The 18,792-nt window shown below is 37.5% G+C and carries 17 protein-coding genes; 14 read left to right on the top strand and 3 right to left on the bottom strand.

The features are described from left to right. Window positions 1-74: 74 nt before the first annotated feature. Window positions 75-2,216 carry an ATP-dependent Clp protease ATP-binding subunit gene (locus AC6UDB_RS01545; RefSeq protein ID WP_500708963.1) on the bottom strand — a complete coding sequence of 714 codons (2,142 nt, stop codon included), beginning with the start codon at window positions 2,214-2,216 and terminating at the stop codon, window positions 75-77. A 162-nt stretch (window positions 2,217-2,378) separates the two neighbouring features. Then, window positions 2,379-2,849 (bottom strand): GreA/GreB family elongation factor, encoded by a 471-nt coding sequence (locus AC6UDB_RS01540; RefSeq protein WP_500709027.1) that lies wholly within the window; start codon window positions 2,847-2,849, stop codon window positions 2,379-2,381. Window positions 2,850-3,042: 193 nt separating this feature from the next. On the opposite strand from AC6UDB_RS01540, the gene AC6UDB_RS01535 reads away from it, so the two are divergent. The 10 genes from AC6UDB_RS01535 (at window position 3,043) to AC6UDB_RS01490 (ending at window position 13,170) form a co-directional block, all read left to right on the top strand. Continuing rightward, entirely contained in the window at window positions 3,043-4,020 is a 978-nt protein-coding gene (locus AC6UDB_RS01535; RefSeq protein ID WP_500693330.1) for an LCP family protein, read from the top strand. 93 nt (window positions 4,021-4,113) lie between these two features. Continuing rightward, window positions 4,114-4,779: a sugar transferase gene (locus AC6UDB_RS01530; RefSeq protein ID WP_500708962.1), complete on the top strand. Its 666-nt coding sequence runs from the start codon at window positions 4,114-4,116 to the stop codon at window positions 4,777-4,779. Window positions 4,780-4,791: 12 nt separating this feature from the next. Then, window positions 4,792-5,577 carry a DUF4422 domain-containing protein gene (locus tag AC6UDB_RS01525; protein WP_500706198.1) on the top strand — a complete coding sequence of 262 codons (786 nt, stop codon included), beginning with the start codon at window positions 4,792-4,794 and terminating at the stop codon, window positions 5,575-5,577. 16 nt (window positions 5,578-5,593) lie between these two features. Continuing rightward, window positions 5,594-6,556: a glycosyltransferase family 2 protein gene (locus AC6UDB_RS01520; RefSeq protein WP_500708961.1), complete on the top strand. Its 963-nt coding sequence runs from the start codon at window positions 5,594-5,596 to the stop codon at window positions 6,554-6,556. Between the two features lie 9 nt (window positions 6,557-6,565). Continuing rightward, complete coding sequence (locus tag AC6UDB_RS01515; RefSeq protein WP_500708960.1) at window positions 6,566-7,405, top strand: GT-D fold domain-containing glycosyltransferase; 840 nt, start codon at window positions 6,566-6,568, stop codon at window positions 7,403-7,405. Window positions 7,406-7,572: 167 nt separating this feature from the next. Continuing rightward, a complete protein-coding gene (gene glf / locus AC6UDB_RS01510; RefSeq protein ID WP_500695412.1) occupies window positions 7,573-8,691 on the top strand; it encodes a UDP-galactopyranose mutase in 1,119 nt (372 codons plus the stop codon). A 2-nt stretch (window positions 8,692-8,693) separates the two neighbouring features. After that, the gene (locus AC6UDB_RS01505; RefSeq protein ID WP_500708959.1) at window positions 8,694-10,118 is read left to right on the top strand and encodes a flippase; all 1,425 of its coding nucleotides are present in this window, start codon (window positions 8,694-8,696) and stop codon (window positions 10,116-10,118) included. Window positions 10,119-10,144: 26 nt separating this feature from the next. Then, the gene (locus AC6UDB_RS01500) at window positions 10,145-11,269 is read left to right on the top strand and encodes a glycosyltransferase family 4 protein (RefSeq protein WP_500708958.1); all 1,125 of its coding nucleotides are present in this window, start codon (window positions 10,145-10,147) and stop codon (window positions 11,267-11,269) included. Window positions 11,270-11,298: 29 nt separating this feature from the next. Next, entirely contained in the window at window positions 11,299-12,330 is a 1,032-nt protein-coding gene (locus AC6UDB_RS01495; RefSeq protein WP_500708957.1) for a glycosyltransferase, read from the top strand. Window positions 12,331-12,417: 87 nt separating this feature from the next. Then, window positions 12,418-13,170 (top strand): SDR family oxidoreductase, encoded by a 753-nt coding sequence (locus AC6UDB_RS01490; protein ID WP_500708956.1) that lies wholly within the window; start codon window positions 12,418-12,420, stop codon window positions 13,168-13,170. Between the two features lie 31 nt (window positions 13,171-13,201). On the opposite strand, the gene AC6UDB_RS01485 is transcribed toward AC6UDB_RS01490, so the two are convergent. Continuing rightward, a complete protein-coding gene (locus AC6UDB_RS01485) occupies window positions 13,202-15,046 on the bottom strand; it encodes a P-loop NTPase fold protein (protein ID WP_500708955.1) in 1,845 nt (614 codons plus the stop codon). 154 nt (window positions 15,047-15,200) lie between these two features. Between AC6UDB_RS01485 and AC6UDB_RS01480 the strand changes: the two genes are divergently transcribed. The 4 genes from AC6UDB_RS01480 to AC6UDB_RS01465 all read left to right on the top strand — a co-directional run bounded on the left by AC6UDB_RS01480 (window position 15,201) and on the right by AC6UDB_RS01465 (window position 18,779). Beyond that, a complete protein-coding gene (locus AC6UDB_RS01480) occupies window positions 15,201-15,644 on the top strand; it encodes an aggregation-promoting factor C-terminal-like domain-containing protein (protein ID WP_500693341.1) in 444 nt (147 codons plus the stop codon). A 113-nt stretch (window positions 15,645-15,757) separates the two neighbouring features. Continuing rightward, window positions 15,758-16,516 carry an NADP-dependent (R)-specific alcohol dehydrogenase gene (locus AC6UDB_RS01475; protein ID WP_500700915.1) on the top strand — a complete coding sequence of 253 codons (759 nt, stop codon included), beginning with the start codon at window positions 15,758-15,760 and terminating at the stop codon, window positions 16,514-16,516. 269 nt (window positions 16,517-16,785) lie between these two features. Beyond that, on the top strand, window positions 16,786-17,778 hold the full coding sequence (locus AC6UDB_RS01470; RefSeq protein ID WP_500708954.1) for an NAD(P)-dependent oxidoreductase: 993 nt from the start codon (window positions 16,786-16,788) through the stop codon (window positions 17,776-17,778). Between the two features lie 11 nt (window positions 17,779-17,789). Beyond that, on the top strand, window positions 17,790-18,779 hold the full coding sequence (locus AC6UDB_RS01465; protein WP_500708953.1) for an NAD(P)-dependent oxidoreductase: 990 nt from the start codon (window positions 17,790-17,792) through the stop codon (window positions 18,777-18,779). Window positions 18,780-18,792 lie beyond the last annotated feature (13 nt).

Here is an 18,792-nt window from a genome sequence, read left to right as displayed (position 1 = left end):
TAAGAAAAAGATTTTGGGCACAAAAAAACATCTACCAGAATTGGTAGATGTTTTTAAAAATATAACTAACTTAATTAGTCACCACTAGCAAGTTTAGTCTTGTCAGTATTCTTAGTGATTTCGATGGTGTCTTTTCTAAGATCAGCCTTAAGATGTTTAACATCTTGGTGATCCAAGTAGTACATCGCAATCTTATCTCTTAATTGTTGTTCGATTACTCGACGTAATGGACGAGCACCCATGGCTTCGTCGTAACCTTGATCCATCAACCATTTCTTAGCATCTGGAGTTACGTAAAGTTCCATGTCTTTTTGAGCTAAGGTGTCGTTTAAGTTACCGATCATCAGGTCAACAATCTTGCTTAAGTCGTCCTTAGTCAAGTGTGAGAACTCAACAATGGCATTGAATCGGTTCAAGAATTCAGGTCTGAAGTATGGAGCCAACCGGTCCATAATTGACATGTCCTTCTTGTTGTTCTTGCTCATTGAATCGTTTCCGAATCCGGCGTTTGAAGTAGCAATGATAACGGTGTTCTTAAAGTCGACCACGTTACCTTGACCATCAGTCAAACGACCATCGTCCATAACTTGAAGTAATAGGGTAATTACTTGTGGGTTAGCCTTTTCAATTTCATCAAGCAATACGATTGAGTATGGGTTTCTTCTTACTTGTTCAGTAAGGGTATTACCATTGTCACCGTAACCAACGTAACCAGCTGAAGTACCAATCATCTTGGATACAGCAGTTACATCTTGGTATTCTGACATATCAAGTCTGATGATTGAGTTTTCATCGTTGAACATGTCTTTAGCCAATTGCTTAACTAATTCAGTCTTACCAACACCAGTAGGTCCAACGAATAAGAATGAACCAATTGGACGGTTACCTTCGTCAAAACCGGCACGGTTTCTACGGATAGCGTTAACAACTAGGTCAACAGCTTGGTCTTGGCCAATGACACGACCTTTAAGACGAGTATCCATGCCTTTCAATCTTTCAAGGTCGTTAGCACTCATTTGTGAAACTGGAATACCAGTTAATCTTTCAACTGAGTCAGCAATGTCTGATACCTTTGCAACGGGACGGTCAGTGTTAGTGTCGTCACTCTTAAGTTTCTTTTCGATATCTTCGATCTTAGTCTTTGCTTTAGCTGCATCTTCATACTTTTCAGCTTTAGCTGCGTCTTCTTTTTCCTTCTTAGCATCCTTTAATTCACTTTCAAGGGTAACCTTGTCAGTAACAGGGTGCTTTGCGGCCAAGTGAGCAGCGGTCATATCGATCAAGTCAATGGCCTTGTCAGGTAATGAACGTTGAGGGATGTATTGAACTGAGTAGTCAACGGCAGCTTTTAAAACATCGTCAGGTAAAGTAACTTGGTGATGGTCTTCGTAAGCCTTCTTGATACCCTTCAAAATTTCAAGGGTAGTAGCTTTACTTGGAGCGTCAACAGTAACGTCATTGAAACGACGTGCAAGTGCAGAGTCTTTCATAATGGTGTTTCTGTATTCGTCTTGAGTAGTAGCACCAATAACTGAGATTTCACCACGGCTCAAAGCTGGTTTGATCATGTCAGCTAACCCTTTGCTTCCAGATTCGTCACCAGAAGCACCGGCACCGACGATTTGATGAATTTCATCAAAGAATAGGATAACGTTTTTACGTTCTTCAACTTCTTTGATTAATTTTTGAATATTTTCTTCGTATGAACCACGGTATTGAGTACCGGCTTCAAGAGAAGATAAATCGATTGAAATGATTTGCTTGTCTTTGATTGCGCCAGGGACATCACCCTTAACGATCTTTTGAGCTAAACCTTCAACGATGGCAGTCTTACCAACACCAGCGTCACCAACTAAAATTGGGTTGTTTTTGATACGACGACTCAAAATTTCAGCGGTTTCTTGGATTTCTTTGTCACGTCCAATAACTGGGTCAAGTAAACCTTGTTTAGCTTCATCAGTTAGGTTTCGACCAACTTTATCCAAGTAACTTTCAGCTTTCTTTTGTTGCTTGGCGTTGTTGCCTCCGCCGTTTCTACCACGACGACCAGGAATTTGACCTGATTTTCTCATTGCTTCAACTTCTTCAGGAGTAAGTTCGTGACCGTTAACAACGTAACGAGCATTAGGGTTTTGACCCATTCCTCCATTCATTAGACTATTAAATAAATCGTCCATTCCGTTTCCGAATGGATCATTTCCAAAATTGTCTGCCATGTGCAATTTCCCTCTTTCCTATTTTCACCACTTGGTGAGTTTATAACTACATAAGATAAACAATAGGAACATATCTCAAGTTCCAATTCTAATTATACCAGTTTTGAATCGAATGCATAGTAATTAGCTCATATCTACCGGGTTTGGTCAACGTTGGTCAAACTATTTCCCTTGACTGGTGCCGATTTGCAAGATTTTTAATTTATAGTTTACTTCGGGGGCTTTTACTGAAATTGTTTCATTAATAAGATGATGACCTAGTAATGATTTTCCAAGTGGAGAATCGTAAAAAATTTTGTTTTCATCTAATTTAGAGAATTCAGCTTCTTGTTTCCCCACAATAAGGAAGGAATCTAAATCACCGTCTTCTAAAAATTGCACTTTAACCTCGCTACCAATGCCGATTCGGTCATTATCAGGTTTTCTAACAATCTCAGCATATTGTTCCTGTTTTCTAAAATAACGCAAGCGACTTTCTAATCGATGGAGTTCTCTTTTAGACGTACTGTATTCCGCGTTTTCAGAACGGTCACCCAGAGCAGCGGCATCGTGTAAGGCTTGGATTTTTCCCGGACGATTTTTTTGCAGCTTTTTGATTTCATTTTGAATCTGTTTGTAGCCGTTGCGTGTCATTTTATTAAAGTATGTCGCCAACTTAGTTCACCTCAGTCTTTTTCCTATTTTCGCCCAAATTTTAACATAATGTAGTTTAAATAATGGTAACAAAAGGTAACTTATTGCCTTATAAAGTTTTCATCGTTAGCAGCTTATGATATTATTACACTATGATTAATTCAAAATCGATTTTATTCTAAGGAGAAATAATATGAGAAGCCGTCACATGGAGAAGAAATCTCATAAGACTCGTAACATCATTATTCTAGTTGTGATCGTGATTGTAGCGATTGTTTTAGCGTTTTTAGGATATGGTGCTTACAAGTATAAATCTGCATCAAATGAAATTAACAAAGCTTATAAGAGTGCAGGAATCAAGAAACAACGAGATACTGACGCGCTGTTAAATCATAAAAAACCAATTTCAATCCTATTACTTGGGACTGATACGGGTGCTCTTGATCGTGATTATAAAGGTCGAACCGATACTTTAATGGTTGCCACCCTTAATCCAGAGACCAAGAAAATGACGCTTACAAGTATCCCACGTGATACTGCCGTTAATATTCCCGGATACCCACAGTATTCACCATCTAAAATTAATGCTGCATACACTTACGGAAGTGCTGGGACTGCCATTAAGACCGTTGAAAAACTGTTAAACGTTCCAATTGATTTCTATGTCTTAATTAACATGGGTGGCTTAAAGGAAATCGTTGACCAAGTAGGTGGAGTGACTATCACACCAACGTTGTCCTTTAGTTATGAAGGCTATAACTTCAAGAAGGGTCAACCAACTAAGATGGACGGAAAAGAAGCACTTTCTTATTCAAGAATGAGATATTCTGACCCAGCTGGTGATTACGGAAGAACAATGCGGCAACGTCAGGTTCTTCAAGCCATTGCAGCCAAGGGCGGTTCGGTATCACATCTCATGAATAATGACTTCATTAGTTCAATTGCCAAGTCCAGTCAGACTGATTTGGACTCAAGTGATTTGACGAAACTTGCTACTAGTTACCGTGAACACGGTGACTTTGTTGATAATCATCTTCAGGGTGAAAACCAGATGATTGAGAACTCAGCAATGCAGGTTCCAACGGAAAGTCAATTGCAACAGACTACCAACTTCATTCGGAAGAATTTAGGGTTGCCTGCCGCTAAGACTGGAACCGCAGCTTATCACTAGATTTAAATAGCAACGAGATGTTCTCCTAAGTTTATGAGGAGAACATTTTAGCGTAAAGGGTAATTAGAACTAAGTATGAGGGAGTCATGATGAATGGAAGAGAACCTAAAGAGAAAGACGATCTGGCTTGATCCCAAAAAAGTCCAGAATCGCCCAGTCTACTTTACGTGTAAAAGAATATTTGACATCACTGCCAGTCTAATTGGGCTTATCTTACTAAGTCCTTTATTCTTAGTGCTTAGCATTCTAATCAAGTGTGATGGGTCGCACGGCAAGGTTTTTTACACGCAAAAACGAGTTGGTTGTAACGGGGACGTCTTCAACATGTATAAGTTTCGGTCGATGATTCCTAACGCTGACAAAAAATTAGCTGAACTGAAAAAATTTAATGAAGTTGACGGGGCCATGTTTAAGATGAGGGATGACCCCCGAGTTACCAAGGTCGGGCGTTTCATTCGAAAGTATAGTTTAGACGAACTGCCTCAGTTAGTGAACGTCTTAATTGGTGAAATGTCACTGGTTGGGCCACGTCCACCGCTTCCAAAAGAAGTCGCCGAATACACGGACTATGATCGCCAGAGACTGTTAGTCAAACCTGGCTGTACTGGTTTGTGGCAGGTGACGGGGAGAAATAACGTCGGTTTTGATGACATGGTTTATTTAGACATCGTCTACATTATGAACAGTGGTTTCTGGTTTGATCTGAAGATCATATGCAAGACGGTTCAGATTATGGTGGTTCCAAACGCTGCTTATTAAAGAGGTTGAAGGATGAAAATTGCAATTTTGGTGGCGTCCCATAAAGATGCGCCGATGCCAAAAGATCAAGATTTGTACCGACCAGTTTTGGTTGGTGCTGACAAAAATTATAAGGGCCAAAAGGGTTTTCAACTGGATAATCAAGGTGACAACATCTCGGCCAAAAATCCCAATTACAATGAATTAACTGCCGTTTACTGGGCATGGAAGAACTTACATGACGTTGACGCGATTGGACTAGTCCACTATCGTCGTCTTTTCAGCAAACACCTTGATCGTTCGCTTGATAAGGTGCTAACTAAGGAGCAGGCCGAAAAGATGCTAGAAAAGGCTCCAGTCGTGTTGCCACGAAAACGGTACTACGTCGTTGAAACCATTTATTCACATTATGTGCACTCTCACTACAAAGAGCCGTTAGAGGAGACTCGTCAGGTCATTTCAGAAATCGATCCCGATTACTTAGCCAGTTTTGACCAGGTCATGCACAGCCGTTCAGCCCACATGTTTAACATGTTCATCATGAAAACAAATTACTTTGACGACTATTGTAAATGGCTCTTTAACATTCTTTTTAACGTCGAAAAACGAATTGACATTTCCAATTATTCGGTTCAAGAGGCGCGGGTCTTCGGTTATTTATCCGAAGTTTTGATGGACGTTTGGATTAATAAAAATCACGTTAAATATACCGAATGCAACTGGATTCAAATCGGTGATCGTCATTTAGTTAAAAAGGCGTGGGGCTTTGTAAAACGAAAGTTCTCCAGTAACGTCGGAAAAGACGAAACACATTACTAGAAAGAGGAGTCCATTAATGACTGACTATGACATTAGTATCATCATGCCCAGTTTTAATTCGGAAAAATCAATTGGAAACGCCATTGATTCGATTTTTAATCAAAAAACCGATTTTAGCTTTGAGCTTTTAGTTATTGATGATGGATCCTCCGACGACACTGTAAATATTATCAAGTCACGGATGCTCCATCACAAGAGCATCCATCTTTTTTATACTGACCATCAGTATCAAGCTGAGGCCAGAAACAAGGGGCTTAGTCATGCTGCCGGGAAATACATCATGTTTTCTGATGATGATGATGAATATTTACCCGGATACATTCAAGCAATGGGTGAGAAGATTCAAGATAGGCAACTAGTGATTGCGGGAATTGAGAAGAAATTTCCGAACGGTCGGGTCGAAGTTGAGGATCATTCCGTAATGGAATCTGCTACTAGTGATGCTCAGCTGCTTGGGGATTACCTGACTAAGAACCAAGAAATGGACGTCGGGCTTTGGAATAAGATTTTTGTTAAAGACATTATTGATAAAAATCAGATTAAGATGAGCAACAAGAACTTTTTTGAAGACAGTTTATTTGTACTTCAGTACCTGTTGTCGATTAATCGGGAACAGATTGACTACATCAATCAACCGATGTATTTGTTGAATAAGCACGAGGGGTCAACTACGAATACATATGATCCTCAATTACTTGATAAGTGTAATGAGTACATTGATAAGGTCGATAAATTAATCGCAAACCACCCAGAATTAGCGAAATACTTCAGAAGCTTCAAGGCGCGGATTGACTTGTTTTACGTTCACCGCAACATCTTGAATAATCCGAATTGGGACGCTCAATCGCAGCGTTTGATCTTGCGGCCCTTAATTAGTTCGTCCGCTTTAAAGGAATTGAGCAAGAAGTATGTTGTTGCAATTGTTTTGGCCTTCATGATGCCTAAGACTTACATTAAGTTGTATTCAAAACGAAAGTGAGAAATAGATTTGAACTTAAAGTCTTTTATGTATAAGGCGTTTAATGATGCTCTTTACATTCCAATCTATCAAATTAAATATAAGAAACAATTTCAAGCTTTGAAAGTTAAATCCATTGAACAAACCATCGATGCGATTACTAGGGATCATATTTCTCTTAGCCGATTTGGTGATGGCGAGTTTAAATGGATTAACATGACGGGGCAGAAATCGTTTGAACGCGATTCAAAAGAATTAAGCAAACGACTTTTGGAAGTGCTGCACTCGAATCTTAGTGGTCATGGACTTGGGCTTCCCCAAGCATTTAGAGATCCAAGTATCATGAACGCTGACATGTACTGGGAACGTGAAATAGGGAAGTATGGCTCAGAATGGCTCAAAGATTTAGATCGAAATAAGTTTTACTATAATACCAGTGTGACGCGTCCGTATATGGATTTAAAAGATAAGAACATTGCTAAGTACGTTTTTAATGAGTTTAAAAAGTATGTCTCAGATAAAAAGATATTAGTAATTGAGGGTGACCAAACCCACTTTGGCAGGGGAAACGATTTGTTAGAAAGTGCCAGTGAGGTCTTGAGGTTAGAATGCCCAAGTCACAATGCCTTTGAACAATATGATGATATCCTCACGCGATCGAAGGGCCTCATCATAAAAGAAAATCCAGACTTAGTCCTAGTTGCACTGGGACCAACGGCGACCATTCTTTCGTATGACCTGACTAAAACTTTAAACAAACAGGTTCTTGATATCGGCCACTTTGATGTAGAGTATACTTGGTTTTTAAATGGGGATAAAAAAAGAACCAAAATTAATGGGAAAGCTGTTAATGAAGTAAAGGATAGTTAATTGACATTACAATCTTAATTGCATTGTTGCTTGTATCATTATTCTTTACTATTATTGATAAAGTAAGACTATCTATTAATTTAGTAAGTTATTTGTACATTTCAGACAGAAAATAAAACATTTAAGCAGGGCTTGCCCTAGTAAATTAATACATTTTGGAGGATAACATGACTGATTATTTAGTGGTTGGTTCTGGATTATTTGGATCAACCTTTGCATACGAAGCTGCTAAACGCGGCAATCACGTTGAGGTGATCGAGAAACGTGATCACGTTGGTGGCAATATCTATACCAAAGAAGTAGAGGGCATCCAAGTTCACGAATATGGAGCTCATATTTTTCATACCAAAATGAAAGACATCTGGGATTACGTGCATCAATTTGCGGACTTTAACAACTACGTTAACAGTCCGATTGCTAACTATCACGGTGAGATTTATAACATGCCGTTCAACATGAACACCTTTAACAAACTGTGGGGAGTTAGAACACCAGAAGAAGCTAAGGCTAAGATTGAGGAACAAAAGCGGAGCGCTAATATCCCAGATAAGCCAACTAACTTGGAAGAACAGGCTATCTCACTGGTGGGTCCTGACTTGTATGAGAAATTAGTAAAGGGTTACACCGAAAAGCAGTGGGGCAGAAAAGCTACTGATCTTCCAGCCTTTATCATCAGAAGAATTCCAGTTCGATTTATTTATGATAACAACTACTTTAGTGATCCATACCAAGGAATTCCCATTGGTGGGTACACTCAAATTATCGAAAAGATGCTTGCTAGTGACTTAATCGATGTTAAAACTAACACTGACTTCTTTGATAAAAAGGATGAGTATCTAAAATCCGGTAAGCGTATCATCTTTACCGGAATGATTGACCAGTTCTTTGAATATCAATTGGGAGCTCTGGAGTATCGGAGCTTGAAGTTTGATACTGAGGTGAAAGACGTTGATAACTACCAAGGAAACGCGGTAGTCAACTATACCGATGCTGAAACTCCTTACACTAGAGTTATTGAACACAAACATTTTGAGTTTGGGAAGGGTAATAAGCACAAGACCGTCATTACTCATGAGTATCCAAAGACATGGCACCGTGGGGATGAACCATACTACCCAATCGATGATAAAAAGAATCGTTCTTTGTACAAGAATTATGTCGAATTAGCTGAAAAAGATGCGCCAAACGTTGTCTTTGGTGGTCGTTTAGGTCAGTACCGTTACTACAACATGGATCAGACCATCATGTCAGCTTTGAGACTAGTTAAAAACGAATTTGGTGAATAAATTTGGGTAAAGTAATTAAGAATTATTTGTATAATGCGTCCTATCAACTATTTGTGTTGATAGTTCCGCTAATTACTACTCCTTACTTGGCTCGTGTTTTGGGACCACAAGGGGTTGGTATTAATTCATATACAAATGCTAATATTCAATATTTCATTATCTTTGGAAGTGTTGGGGTCGCACTCTATGGTAATCGGCAGATTGCGTATGTGCGAAATAATAAGCAAAAACTAACCAACACCTTTTATGAAATATTCTTTATGCGAATGGTAACGATTGGAGTGGCGTACATTGCCTTCTTTATTTTTTTGGCATTTGTGCATCGCTTTCACAGTTATTACATTGCCCAATCTTTTTCATTGCTTGCGGCAGCTTTTGATATCTCCTGGTTCTTTCAGGGGGTGGAAAACTTTGCTGTGACCGTTTTAAGAAACTTTGTTGTTAAAGTAATCACGCTTTTCAGTATTTTTGCGTTCGTTAAGTCATATAGTGACTTGTGGTTATACATATTTATACTGTCTATGTCGCTATTGATTGGAAATCTGACCTTATTCCCAAGTTTGAGAAGATATTTAGGAAAAGTGGACTGGAAAAACTTTCACTGGTTTAGGCATTTTTGGCCGTCGATGGTTCTTTTTGTTCCAGAAATTGCCACGCAAATTTATTTAGTGGTTAATAAGACGATGCTGGGGGCAATGACCTCTGTTACGGCAGCTGGTTACTTTGATCAGTCGGATAAGATCGTCAAGCTATCATTAGCGGTCGTTACTGCGACGGGAACCGTCATGCTTCCGCACGTGGCAAATGCCTTCATGCAAGGAAAACACGAGAAGGTTAAAGACTACTTGTATCAGAGCTTTGAGTTTGTGACGGCGTTGTCCATTCCCATTGCGTTTGGAATTGCGGCAGTTGCTCCGAGCTTTGTTCCACTTTTTTTCAGTCCGAAATTTATGGCAGTTGTTCCACTGATGATGATTGAGTCAATTGTGGTCGTCATGATTGCGTGGAGTAATGCGATTGGAGTCCAATACTTGGTTCCGACCAACCAAAACAAGGCCTATAATTATTCGGTTATTATTGGTGCAATTGTTAACATCGTTGCTAATGTTCCTTTAATTTTACTGTGGGGAGCAGTGGGAACCGCGATTGCGACGGTTCTTTCAGAAGCCATTGTCACTCTAGTCCAACTATATGCTGTTAAGGATGAAATTGACTTTAGAAAGTTGTACCACGGATTCTTTAAGTACTTTATTGCTGGTCTCATAATGTTTGCGATCGTTTCTGTCCTAGACATGACTCTAAATGTTAAATGGATTGATCTGATCATCGAAGTTGGGATTGGAATTATAATTTATGGTCTCCTGATCTTTTTGTTTAAAACAAAGGTTTCAAAGGATATAATTACCATTGTTAAAAAGAAATTCTAGTTAAAATAATAAGAGGTTAAGAGCCAATGAAGATTGCTTTTATTAGTGAGGATAAATTAACTGATGTCTCGGTTTGGTCTGGTACGACCAGCAACATTTATGACGTCATTGCTAAACAAAACCAAGTTGTCTCAGTGCGTCCATCTGGTATTAAGTTATTTTTGGGAAAAGTCTTTCGAAAGTTTACCAAGTGGTTTAAGTTACCTGATTTAAAAGCTTTTTCTGACGAGTGGATTGCAAGAGTTGAAGGTCAATCTTTACAGCAGAAGTTGAAGCATGAATCTGATATTGATTTTATCTTTGTTGCGGCTGAAGATAACCTCGTTGAATTTTTGCAGACTGACTTACCAATCGTTTTTTTAAATGATGCGACTTTTAGCGAAATGATTAATTATTACTACTTCAATTTGACGAAAAAGAAGATTGAAGTACACACCCAAATGGACAAAGTTACCCTTGAAAAAGCTTCTTTGATTTTAATGGCCAGTGAATGGGCCAAAGAGGGTGCCATTGAATCTTATGGAATTGATGAAAACAAGGTCAAAGTGTTACCTTTTGGCGCTAATTTACCAGATAAATTTGTAACTCGTAAAGCTAACCCGGACGATAAGATTAGATTATTGTTTGTTGGTGTTGAGTGGAAACGAAAGGGAATGGATCTCATCTGTGTCATGATGGACAAGCTGAACGAACGATTCCCAGATAAGTTTATGATTAACGTCATTGGTCTTAAACAGCCAACTGACCAAGATTTACCCAACAACATTAAGTTTCATGGTTTTGTCTCTAAACATACAGACTCTGGTCTTAACAAGATGATTCAACTTTATAATGAGAGTGATTTGTTTGTTTTGCCAACAAAGGCAGAGTGTGCGGGAATTGCGTTTGCGGAAGCTTCCGAATATGGTCTGCCTTCTATTACGTATGATACTGGTGGAATTGGTACCTATGTCATTAATGATTACAATGGTTATCGGCTCAATAAGAACGCCACGGCAATGGATTTTGCCGATGCAGTGATTGATTTGACACAATCACCAGAAAAATTAGAAACGATGTCTAAAAACGCTCGAAAATTATATAAAACCAAATTGAACTGGAAGGCGTGGGAACATGGCTTCAACGAATTAACCCAACAGTTTAATAATTAGGTAGACCTTGAAGGAGTTTAGTAGAACTGATGAAAAAATTGATTATTGATGTGGTCCGGTCAAAAGCTAATGATGGGATTGGCAAGCCTAAAGAGGACATTAATGAAGTCCTTGAAAAGAATTATGGCTTCCAAATGGCTTACTTAAAGCAGTATAAATACGGTAAATTTGATCGTCATTTTTTGATTAATTATCGAATTAATAAACTGGATAAGTATCACCTAAAATCAACTGATGTAATCGTTATTCAATATCCAATTTATTCTGGAAAACAGTTTGAAGAAACCCTTTTAAGATATCTCAATGGCCGTCACGTTAAGACAGTAGCGGTGATCCATGATATTGATTCACTGCGTTTTCCTAACAGTACCTTTGCAACCGTCAAGGAAGAAGCCGAGTTTTTAAATAACTTTACGGCCGTTATTTCACCGAATAGTACGATGTCAGATACGTTAAAAGAAAATGGATTAAACGTTCCCTGTGTGGACCTTGAAATCTTTGACTACTTTTCTGACGTTCAAAGTCAAAAAAACGGGATAAAATACAAAGATAACGTGACGTTTGCGGGAAACTTGAATAAGTCAGTCTTTTTAAAATACCTAAACGTTTCAAAGGCAGTTAAATGCGAAGTCTTTGGAAATATTAATGATCCAAATACACTGAATTCCTCATTAGAGTACATGGGAAGTGTGTCACCGGACGTGTTATCAAAGAAGTTAGGCCATGGTTACGGATTAGTGTGGGATGGCAATAGTGTTGATACTGTTGATGGCAAGATTGGCGACTATTTGCGCTACAATAACCCCTATAAGGCATCGTCGTATTTAAGTGCTGGGATGCCTGTGATTGTCTGGGAAGAATCAGCCGTGGCGAAATTTGTAAAACAACACCACGTTGGCTTATCAGTGGATTCCATTTCTAACCTAGCTTCATCGCTTAAAAAAGTAACTAATGAAGATTTTACCCAAATGGTTGATAATGCACATGAAATTTCAAAAAAACTTCATGATGGCTTTTACACTAAACAAGCCTTTAATCAGGTGTTTGAGAAAATTAAGTAAAACAAATTAGAAACGACGTGTTAATCTATTAGTTAGTATTATTAGCTGATGATCATCACGTCGTTATTTTTTTATGGGAGTGATTTTATGATGAAAGTATTGGTACTGGGTTCAACTGGTCAGTTAGGTCGAACGTTAGCAAATCTACTAAATGAGAAACAAATTAAATTTGAAGCACCTTCTTCAAAAGAAGTTGATGTAACTAATCAGAAACAAGTAATGGATTATTTCCAGGTCCATCAACCAGAGGTTGTTTTTGATTGCGTTGGATACACCGACATTGTTAACGCCGAAGAGGAGACGGGTAAAACCATCAACAAGAACGTGAACTTTCTTGGCACCGAGTATGTGGCGTTAGCCGCTAGAGATGTAAATGCAACGCTAGTCCATATCAGTACGAGTCGGGTGTTTGACGGGAATGATAATTCTAAATCACATGAGATAACGGACATTCCCAATCCAGTAAGTGAGTACGGTAAGCAGAAACGCATGGCAGAACGTGCCATTGAAGAGATTAGTACGAAATATTATACGATTCGAACGGCCAATCTATATGATGAAAATGGAAGTAAATTTGTAGACGAATTACTAAAAGGTGGTGAGATTGAATCTAGTAACCAGCCAATACAGGTAACCGATGCCAGAACGTTGGCAGAGTTTATGCTGTTTGTGATTGAAAATGATTTACCGTATGGAACGTATCATTTAACAAACAAGAAAATGATTACCATATGTGAATTTGTGAAAGAATTCTTGGACGATAAAAAAATAAATATTAAATCAAGTGATTCTAAATATAGTGGATATAGGTCTATTCTTCACCTAAACAGGGATATTTAATTTGTATAATATCCGCCTTAAGAATTTAATATTAGGATGTTTTTACTTTAATTTTTTCCATTGCTTTTATTAATTCTTCAAAGTAGTATTTTTGTACATTATCATTATGCTGTTCTTTGACTTTTTCCATAGAATTTATAATAGAATTCAGCGTTTCTTTAGAATTTTTAGATAGTTTAAATACGTCTAGCCCTATATTATAATTTATATAATTAGTTAAGTTGATACTTTTAGATGTTTCATTTAAAAGATCATTAATATATTTTTTTTGTTTTAAAAACATTATCAAATTTTTTGGTAAAACAATTGCATGGCTAGTATCCCACAAATCATCTAGAATTAAATTAAAAGCATGTTCTTGAAAGTTAACATTTAAATCTTCTATCCTTAAGTTAATTGCACCCATTATTTTGGGAGATAAAGAGAAAGCGTTAGTAGATTTAATACTTTCTAAATAATATTTGTCATTAGATGATTTTATTGATGAAATAACATATGATTCTATTTTTTCAGAATCACTTTTAATTTCATCTTTCGGAAGTAGCTTTCTCTTTTGTATTCCTATAATAGTCAAATAAGTGCTTACGATATCTTTTATGGGTATTTTATTTTCTTTATCCTCTTTAATAATTTCTAATACTTCTTTTAATAATATCGATAATTGATGATCAGATTTATAATTTCCATGCAAAAATTCTTTTAATGGTTTTTTTATTTTTTCGGATTCAGTAAATGATTGTTCAATTTGTTTCATATACACATTATTATCAAATAAATCATTTATTATATTTTTGAGGATTTCTGAAGTAAACATAATGTTTGATATATATTTTTCATTACTTGAAAGTGATAAATTATATGAATTTAAAAATTCAAAAGCTTTTAAGTTATTATTGCTATTATCTTTAGATTGCTTAGGGTTATTATTTGTTTCATTTTCAATTGTACTGTTAAGCTGTGGGAATTTATATCCCTCGATGCCATATAAGCTATTCTCATTCAATTTATTTGATTTGAATCCAATTGTTAATATTAGCGTTGATATATAAGCCGTCTTAGTTGCTTGCATAAAGAAAGTTGAATTTTCTTTGCATATTTCATTAAAAACTTCATTAAATGAAATAAGAGAACTTTCTACTGATCTAATATTTATAGTGTTTTCTACAGAGAGAATACTATAAGAGACTTCTTTAATCCATTTTGCTAACTTATTGTCAATTAAGTTTTTATGATCATTAAGATAATTTTTAATTACTCTAATGGCAATATCCTGATTATGCCTTCCAAAATTTATTGTTTTATTTATTATTTTTTCTTTTATAAATTTAAACTTCTTTGTATGTTCTTTATTGTCTAGTTTTTCTTCGTTAGAGATAATGATAATTTTAAATCCAGATTCCAATAATTTTTGAATAAATGCTATAAGTTCATTTGAAGTTATAGATTCATCTACTCTTTCTAAATCATCAACGATAATAGTTTTATTCTTTGCATCAGAAATAATTGTTTTTTCAATATGACGATCCCAAAAGTCAATCATCAATTTTGGAAGATTTTTAGTAGGAATTCCCCTTATTTTTGATGGGGTGAGTTCTTGAATTGGATCTTTGTACTTTGTTATAACTTGGCTAAATTTGTTATAGAGTTGAAACAAGATATCTTTATATGTGTTTTTTAAATCCCTTTCTCCACTTAAAGAAACATATGAAAAATCATATTGACTTTTGTTGTTTTCCATAAAATTCTTTATATACCAAGTTTTTCCTGTTCCCCACTCTCCATTAATTTGGAAAGCAAGTTTATCATCTGAATCTATGTATCTTTTAACAGCATCATCAATTGGTTTTAAACTTTCAAATTCATTTTTTTCTGACAATTACTTACACCTCAACATTTATAACGGTTTTAATATACATAAAATAATACTAAATCCCGATTTCTGCAATGTTTTTTAACATCCGTGTAATATTTTCCTAATATTGTTGAAATTTCTACCCCTTAACGTATTGACTGTTGAGAGGAGGAACAAAATGGAGTGGAAACATATTATTCTTACAGCAGTTAGCGTTACAGCTATTTTTACCACGGGCATAGCAGTCGCAAATAGCTCACGCGCTAATGTTAATGCTGATTCATCGCGCTACACCACCGTTAATAAGCTAGTCAAATTTCGAAAAGCACCACACGCCAACAAACCTGTCAAAGTTATAAAATCAGAAAGTTCAGTGTCGAAATTAAGTCCGTCAGAGATGACAGCTAAGAATTGGATTGCTTATCATGAATCACGTGGTGAGTATCATGCTGAGAATCCAACTAATCCACAAGTGTATGGCAAGTATCAATTGACTAAGACTTACCTTCACGGGGATTACTCGAAGGAGAATCAAGAACGTACTGCTGACAACTACGTTCATGATCGTTATGGTTCATGGCAAAATGCTAAGAAGCATTGGGAAAGTAATAACTGGTACTAAATTAGTTTTAGCGCGGAAGGCTCATGATGAAAGTCATGAGCCTTTTTGTGTGCGTTTATAAGGGTTCATGATACAGTTAAGTCGGTAAATGACTAAGTAATGGAGGGATAAATATGACAAACAGATTAAAGAACAAAGTTGCAGTTGTTACTGGTGGAACTCATGGCATTGGTTACGCCATTGCTAAGATGTTTGCAAAAGAAGGGGCCAAGGTTACCATTACCGGACGTAATGAGGATAAAGGCCGTCAAGCCGCTGATGAAATTAATAAAATTTATCCTAATTCAGTAAAATTTATTACCCAAGATGTTTCTGACCCAGATCGTTGGCCAGAGGTGTTTGAAGAAACTGAAAAAGATTTCGGACAAGTAACTACCCTAGTTAACAATGCTGGGATTGCTATCGGGAAATCCATTGAAGATACTACGACCGAAGAATGGCACAAAGTTTTAAGTATTGATCTTGACGGAGTCTTTTACGGAATGCGTGAAGGCATCAAGCAAATGAAAAACAAGAACGTTGGTGCTTCAATTGTGAATATGTCATCGATCGAAGGCTTAGTTGGTGACCCTGGTTTAGGAGCATACTGTGCGGCTAAAGGTGGCGTTCGGATGATGTCGAAATCCGCAGCAATTGATTGTGCACTAAAAGATTATGGCATTCGGGTCAATTCAATTCATCCGGGTGGCATTCAAACTCCACTAATTAAGCCTGATTTTGCTAAATATGTGTCTCAACGTTCTAAAACCCCAATGGGACACTTAGGTAAGCCAGAAGACATCGCATATGCAGCAGTTTACTTGGCTTCTGATGAATCTGAATTCACGACTGGTAGTGAGTTAGTGGTCGATGGTGGATACACGGCTCAATAAAAATCTGCGTGAAAAAAGACGACTTTTTTGAAAAGTCGCCTTTTTATTTCGTTAAAATTGCATAGATGCCAGCAATGACCAAGATGATCATTACCACTGCCATTACAACGATTCGTTTAACTTGAGTTTTGTGAAAATTATTAAATTTGTTTGCCATACTATTCTCCTCTGATTGGTTATGAACATTTTAGCATTTAATAAGAGAAAAGAATTGCATTTTAACCACGATTTAATTCATAATTGGGTTGTTAAGATAAGGAGATAGTTTAATGTTTAAAATAACAATTTACCATGCTGATGCGATGCAGAAGCAATACTTTGAAGATTATAATCAAACAGAATTTGACTTAAAGTTTGTCAATGAAAAGTTAACGATGGCCAATGTAAGTCAGGCTCAGGGATCAAACGGGGTTTTGATCGACGGGATGTGTGACGCTGATGGGACAATCGTTGACCACTTAGCCGATTATGGCGTTGAGTACTTGTTTACTCGTTCGGTTGGAGTTAATAACATTGACATTAAGCGGGCAACCGAAAAAGGCATTAAAGTTGCTAACGTGCCCGACTATTCACCACATTCGGTAGCAGGATTGGCGTTTACCCTTGGAATGACGCTTTTTAGACATGTTGCTCAAGCAACCGCCAACACGCATGACGCTGATTTTCGTATCTTACCACTGTACTTTAGTCGTGAGATTCACGATTCAACGGTTGGAATCATCGGTGCCGGCAGGATTGGAACGGCTGAAGCCCAGATGTATGATGCGGTTGGAGCGGACGTCTTAGCTTATCAACGTCACGTTGATCCCGATAGTCATTCCGTTAAGTTTGTTGACATGGATGAGTTACTTACAAAATCGGATATTGTTTCCATTCACGTTCCACTCACTTCTGGTACGGAGAAGTTAATTGGCAAGACCGAACTCAATCAGATGAAGAACGATGCCATCCTGGTCAATACAGCTCGGGGCGGCGTGGTTGATAACAATGCGGTTGCTGACGCCGTTGAAAACTTTGAAATTGGTGGTTATGGAACCGATGTCCTACTAGATGAAGGCCAAATTATGGGTAAAGAATTTAATAGTTTGGATGATGTTCCTAATGCTGAAGACAAGAAGCTCATGAAGAACTATCCCAATGTGATCGTCACGCCACACATGGGTTCATTTACCGAGGAAGCCAATAAGGACATGGTTCGGATCAGTTTTGATAACTTTCAAAAAGTGATTGAGACTGGAAAACCACTTCATCCATTAAACTAAGGAGAGATATAATGGCAAAGATTACTGCTTATGATGTAAGGCCATTTGAAAAAGAATACTTTGTGGATTTAAATTCATATGACTTTGATTTAAATTTGGTTGAAAGACCATTGAAGATTGATACGGTTGACGAGGCAATGGGCACGGATGCCATCCTGATTGATGGTTCCTGTGTCGCTGATAAAGATGTCTTGGATAAGGTCAAGGATATGGGGATTAAGTATCTATTTACCCGTTTTGTTGGGTACAACAACATTGACCTAAATGCTGCTAAAGCAGACGGGATCATGGTTGCTAACGTTCCTAGTTATTCACCATATTCCGTTGCCGAATTAGCACTTACGATGGGAATGGACTTATTCAGACACGTTGCGCAGGCAACGGTAAATACAAATAACGCTGACTTTCGGGTTCTGCCAACGTATTTCAGTAATGAAATTCATGATGCAACCGTCGGAATTATCGGAGTTGGTCACATGGGGAGTGCTGAGGCTAAGTTGTATCACAATCTTGGTGCCAACGTGCTTGGCTATCAACGTCATCCAAATGACAATCCCGATGTAACCTTCGTTGATGAAGATGAGTTGTTAAAGAAGTCTGACATTGTTTCACTTCACGTTCCTTATGTACCGGGTGAAAATGATGAAATGATTGGAGCTCCAGAATTAGCCAAGATGAAACGGAACGCTATTTTAGTCAACACTGCGCGTGGTGAGTTGGTTGATACTAAGGCCGTTACAATTGCATTGTCTGGTAGTAATATTGGTGGCTACGCTGCTGACGTGATTATTGACGAGAATCAGATTGACGGTAACGAGTTCAACTCATTAGATGACCTTCCTAATAAAGACGTGTTAGAATTGATGAAGCGTTATCCAAATGTTATTATTACTCCGCACATTGGTTATCTGACTAAGCCAGCCACGGTCGACATGATCAAGGTTAGCTATGATAATTTCCACGAAGCAATGACAACGGGAAAGACCAAGAATCAAATTTGACGAAAGAAGTTTT

This window comes from Fructilactobacillus sp. X3R2C1 (genome assembly GCF_059901235.1).
The sequence above is the reverse complement of the archived record's forward strand: the minus strand, read 5'-3'. Positions and strand labels throughout refer to the sequence as shown.

What these genes read in the sequence shown, in the direction of transcription:
- AC6UDB_RS01545 (WP_500708963.1), bottom strand. Translation starts at nt 2,216, where the DNA reads ATGGCAGACAATTTTGGAAATGATCCATTCGGAAACGGAATGGACGAT.
- AC6UDB_RS01540 (WP_500709027.1), bottom strand. Translation starts at nt 2,849, where the DNA reads ATGACACGCAACGGCTACAAACAGATTCAAAATGAAATCAAAAAGCTG.
- AC6UDB_RS01535 (WP_500693330.1), top strand. Translation starts at nt 3,043, where the DNA reads ATGAGAAGCCGTCACATGGAGAAGAAATCTCATAAGACTCGTAACATC.
- AC6UDB_RS01530 (WP_500708962.1), top strand. Translation starts at nt 4,114, where the DNA reads ATGGAAGAGAACCTAAAGAGAAAGACGATCTGGCTTGATCCCAAAAAA.
- AC6UDB_RS01525 (WP_500706198.1), top strand. Translation starts at nt 4,792, where the DNA reads ATGAAAATTGCAATTTTGGTGGCGTCCCATAAAGATGCGCCGATGCCA.
- AC6UDB_RS01520 (WP_500708961.1), top strand. Translation starts at nt 5,594, where the DNA reads ATGACTGACTATGACATTAGTATCATCATGCCCAGTTTTAATTCGGAA.
- glf (WP_500695412.1), top strand. Translation starts at nt 7,573, where the DNA reads ATGACTGATTATTTAGTGGTTGGTTCTGGATTATTTGGATCAACCTTT.
- AC6UDB_RS01500 (WP_500708958.1), top strand. Translation starts at nt 10,145, where the DNA reads ATGAAGATTGCTTTTATTAGTGAGGATAAATTAACTGATGTCTCGGTT.
- AC6UDB_RS01495 (WP_500708957.1), top strand. Translation starts at nt 11,299, where the DNA reads ATGAAAAAATTGATTATTGATGTGGTCCGGTCAAAAGCTAATGATGGG.
- AC6UDB_RS01490 (WP_500708956.1), top strand. Translation starts at nt 12,418, where the DNA reads ATGATGAAAGTATTGGTACTGGGTTCAACTGGTCAGTTAGGTCGAACG.
- AC6UDB_RS01480 (WP_500693341.1), top strand. Translation starts at nt 15,201, where the DNA reads ATGGAGTGGAAACATATTATTCTTACAGCAGTTAGCGTTACAGCTATT.
- AC6UDB_RS01475 (WP_500700915.1), top strand. Translation starts at nt 15,758, where the DNA reads ATGACAAACAGATTAAAGAACAAAGTTGCAGTTGTTACTGGTGGAACT.
- AC6UDB_RS01470 (WP_500708954.1), top strand. Translation starts at nt 16,786, where the DNA reads ATGTTTAAAATAACAATTTACCATGCTGATGCGATGCAGAAGCAATAC.
- AC6UDB_RS01465 (WP_500708953.1), top strand. Translation starts at nt 17,790, where the DNA reads ATGGCAAAGATTACTGCTTATGATGTAAGGCCATTTGAAAAAGAATAC.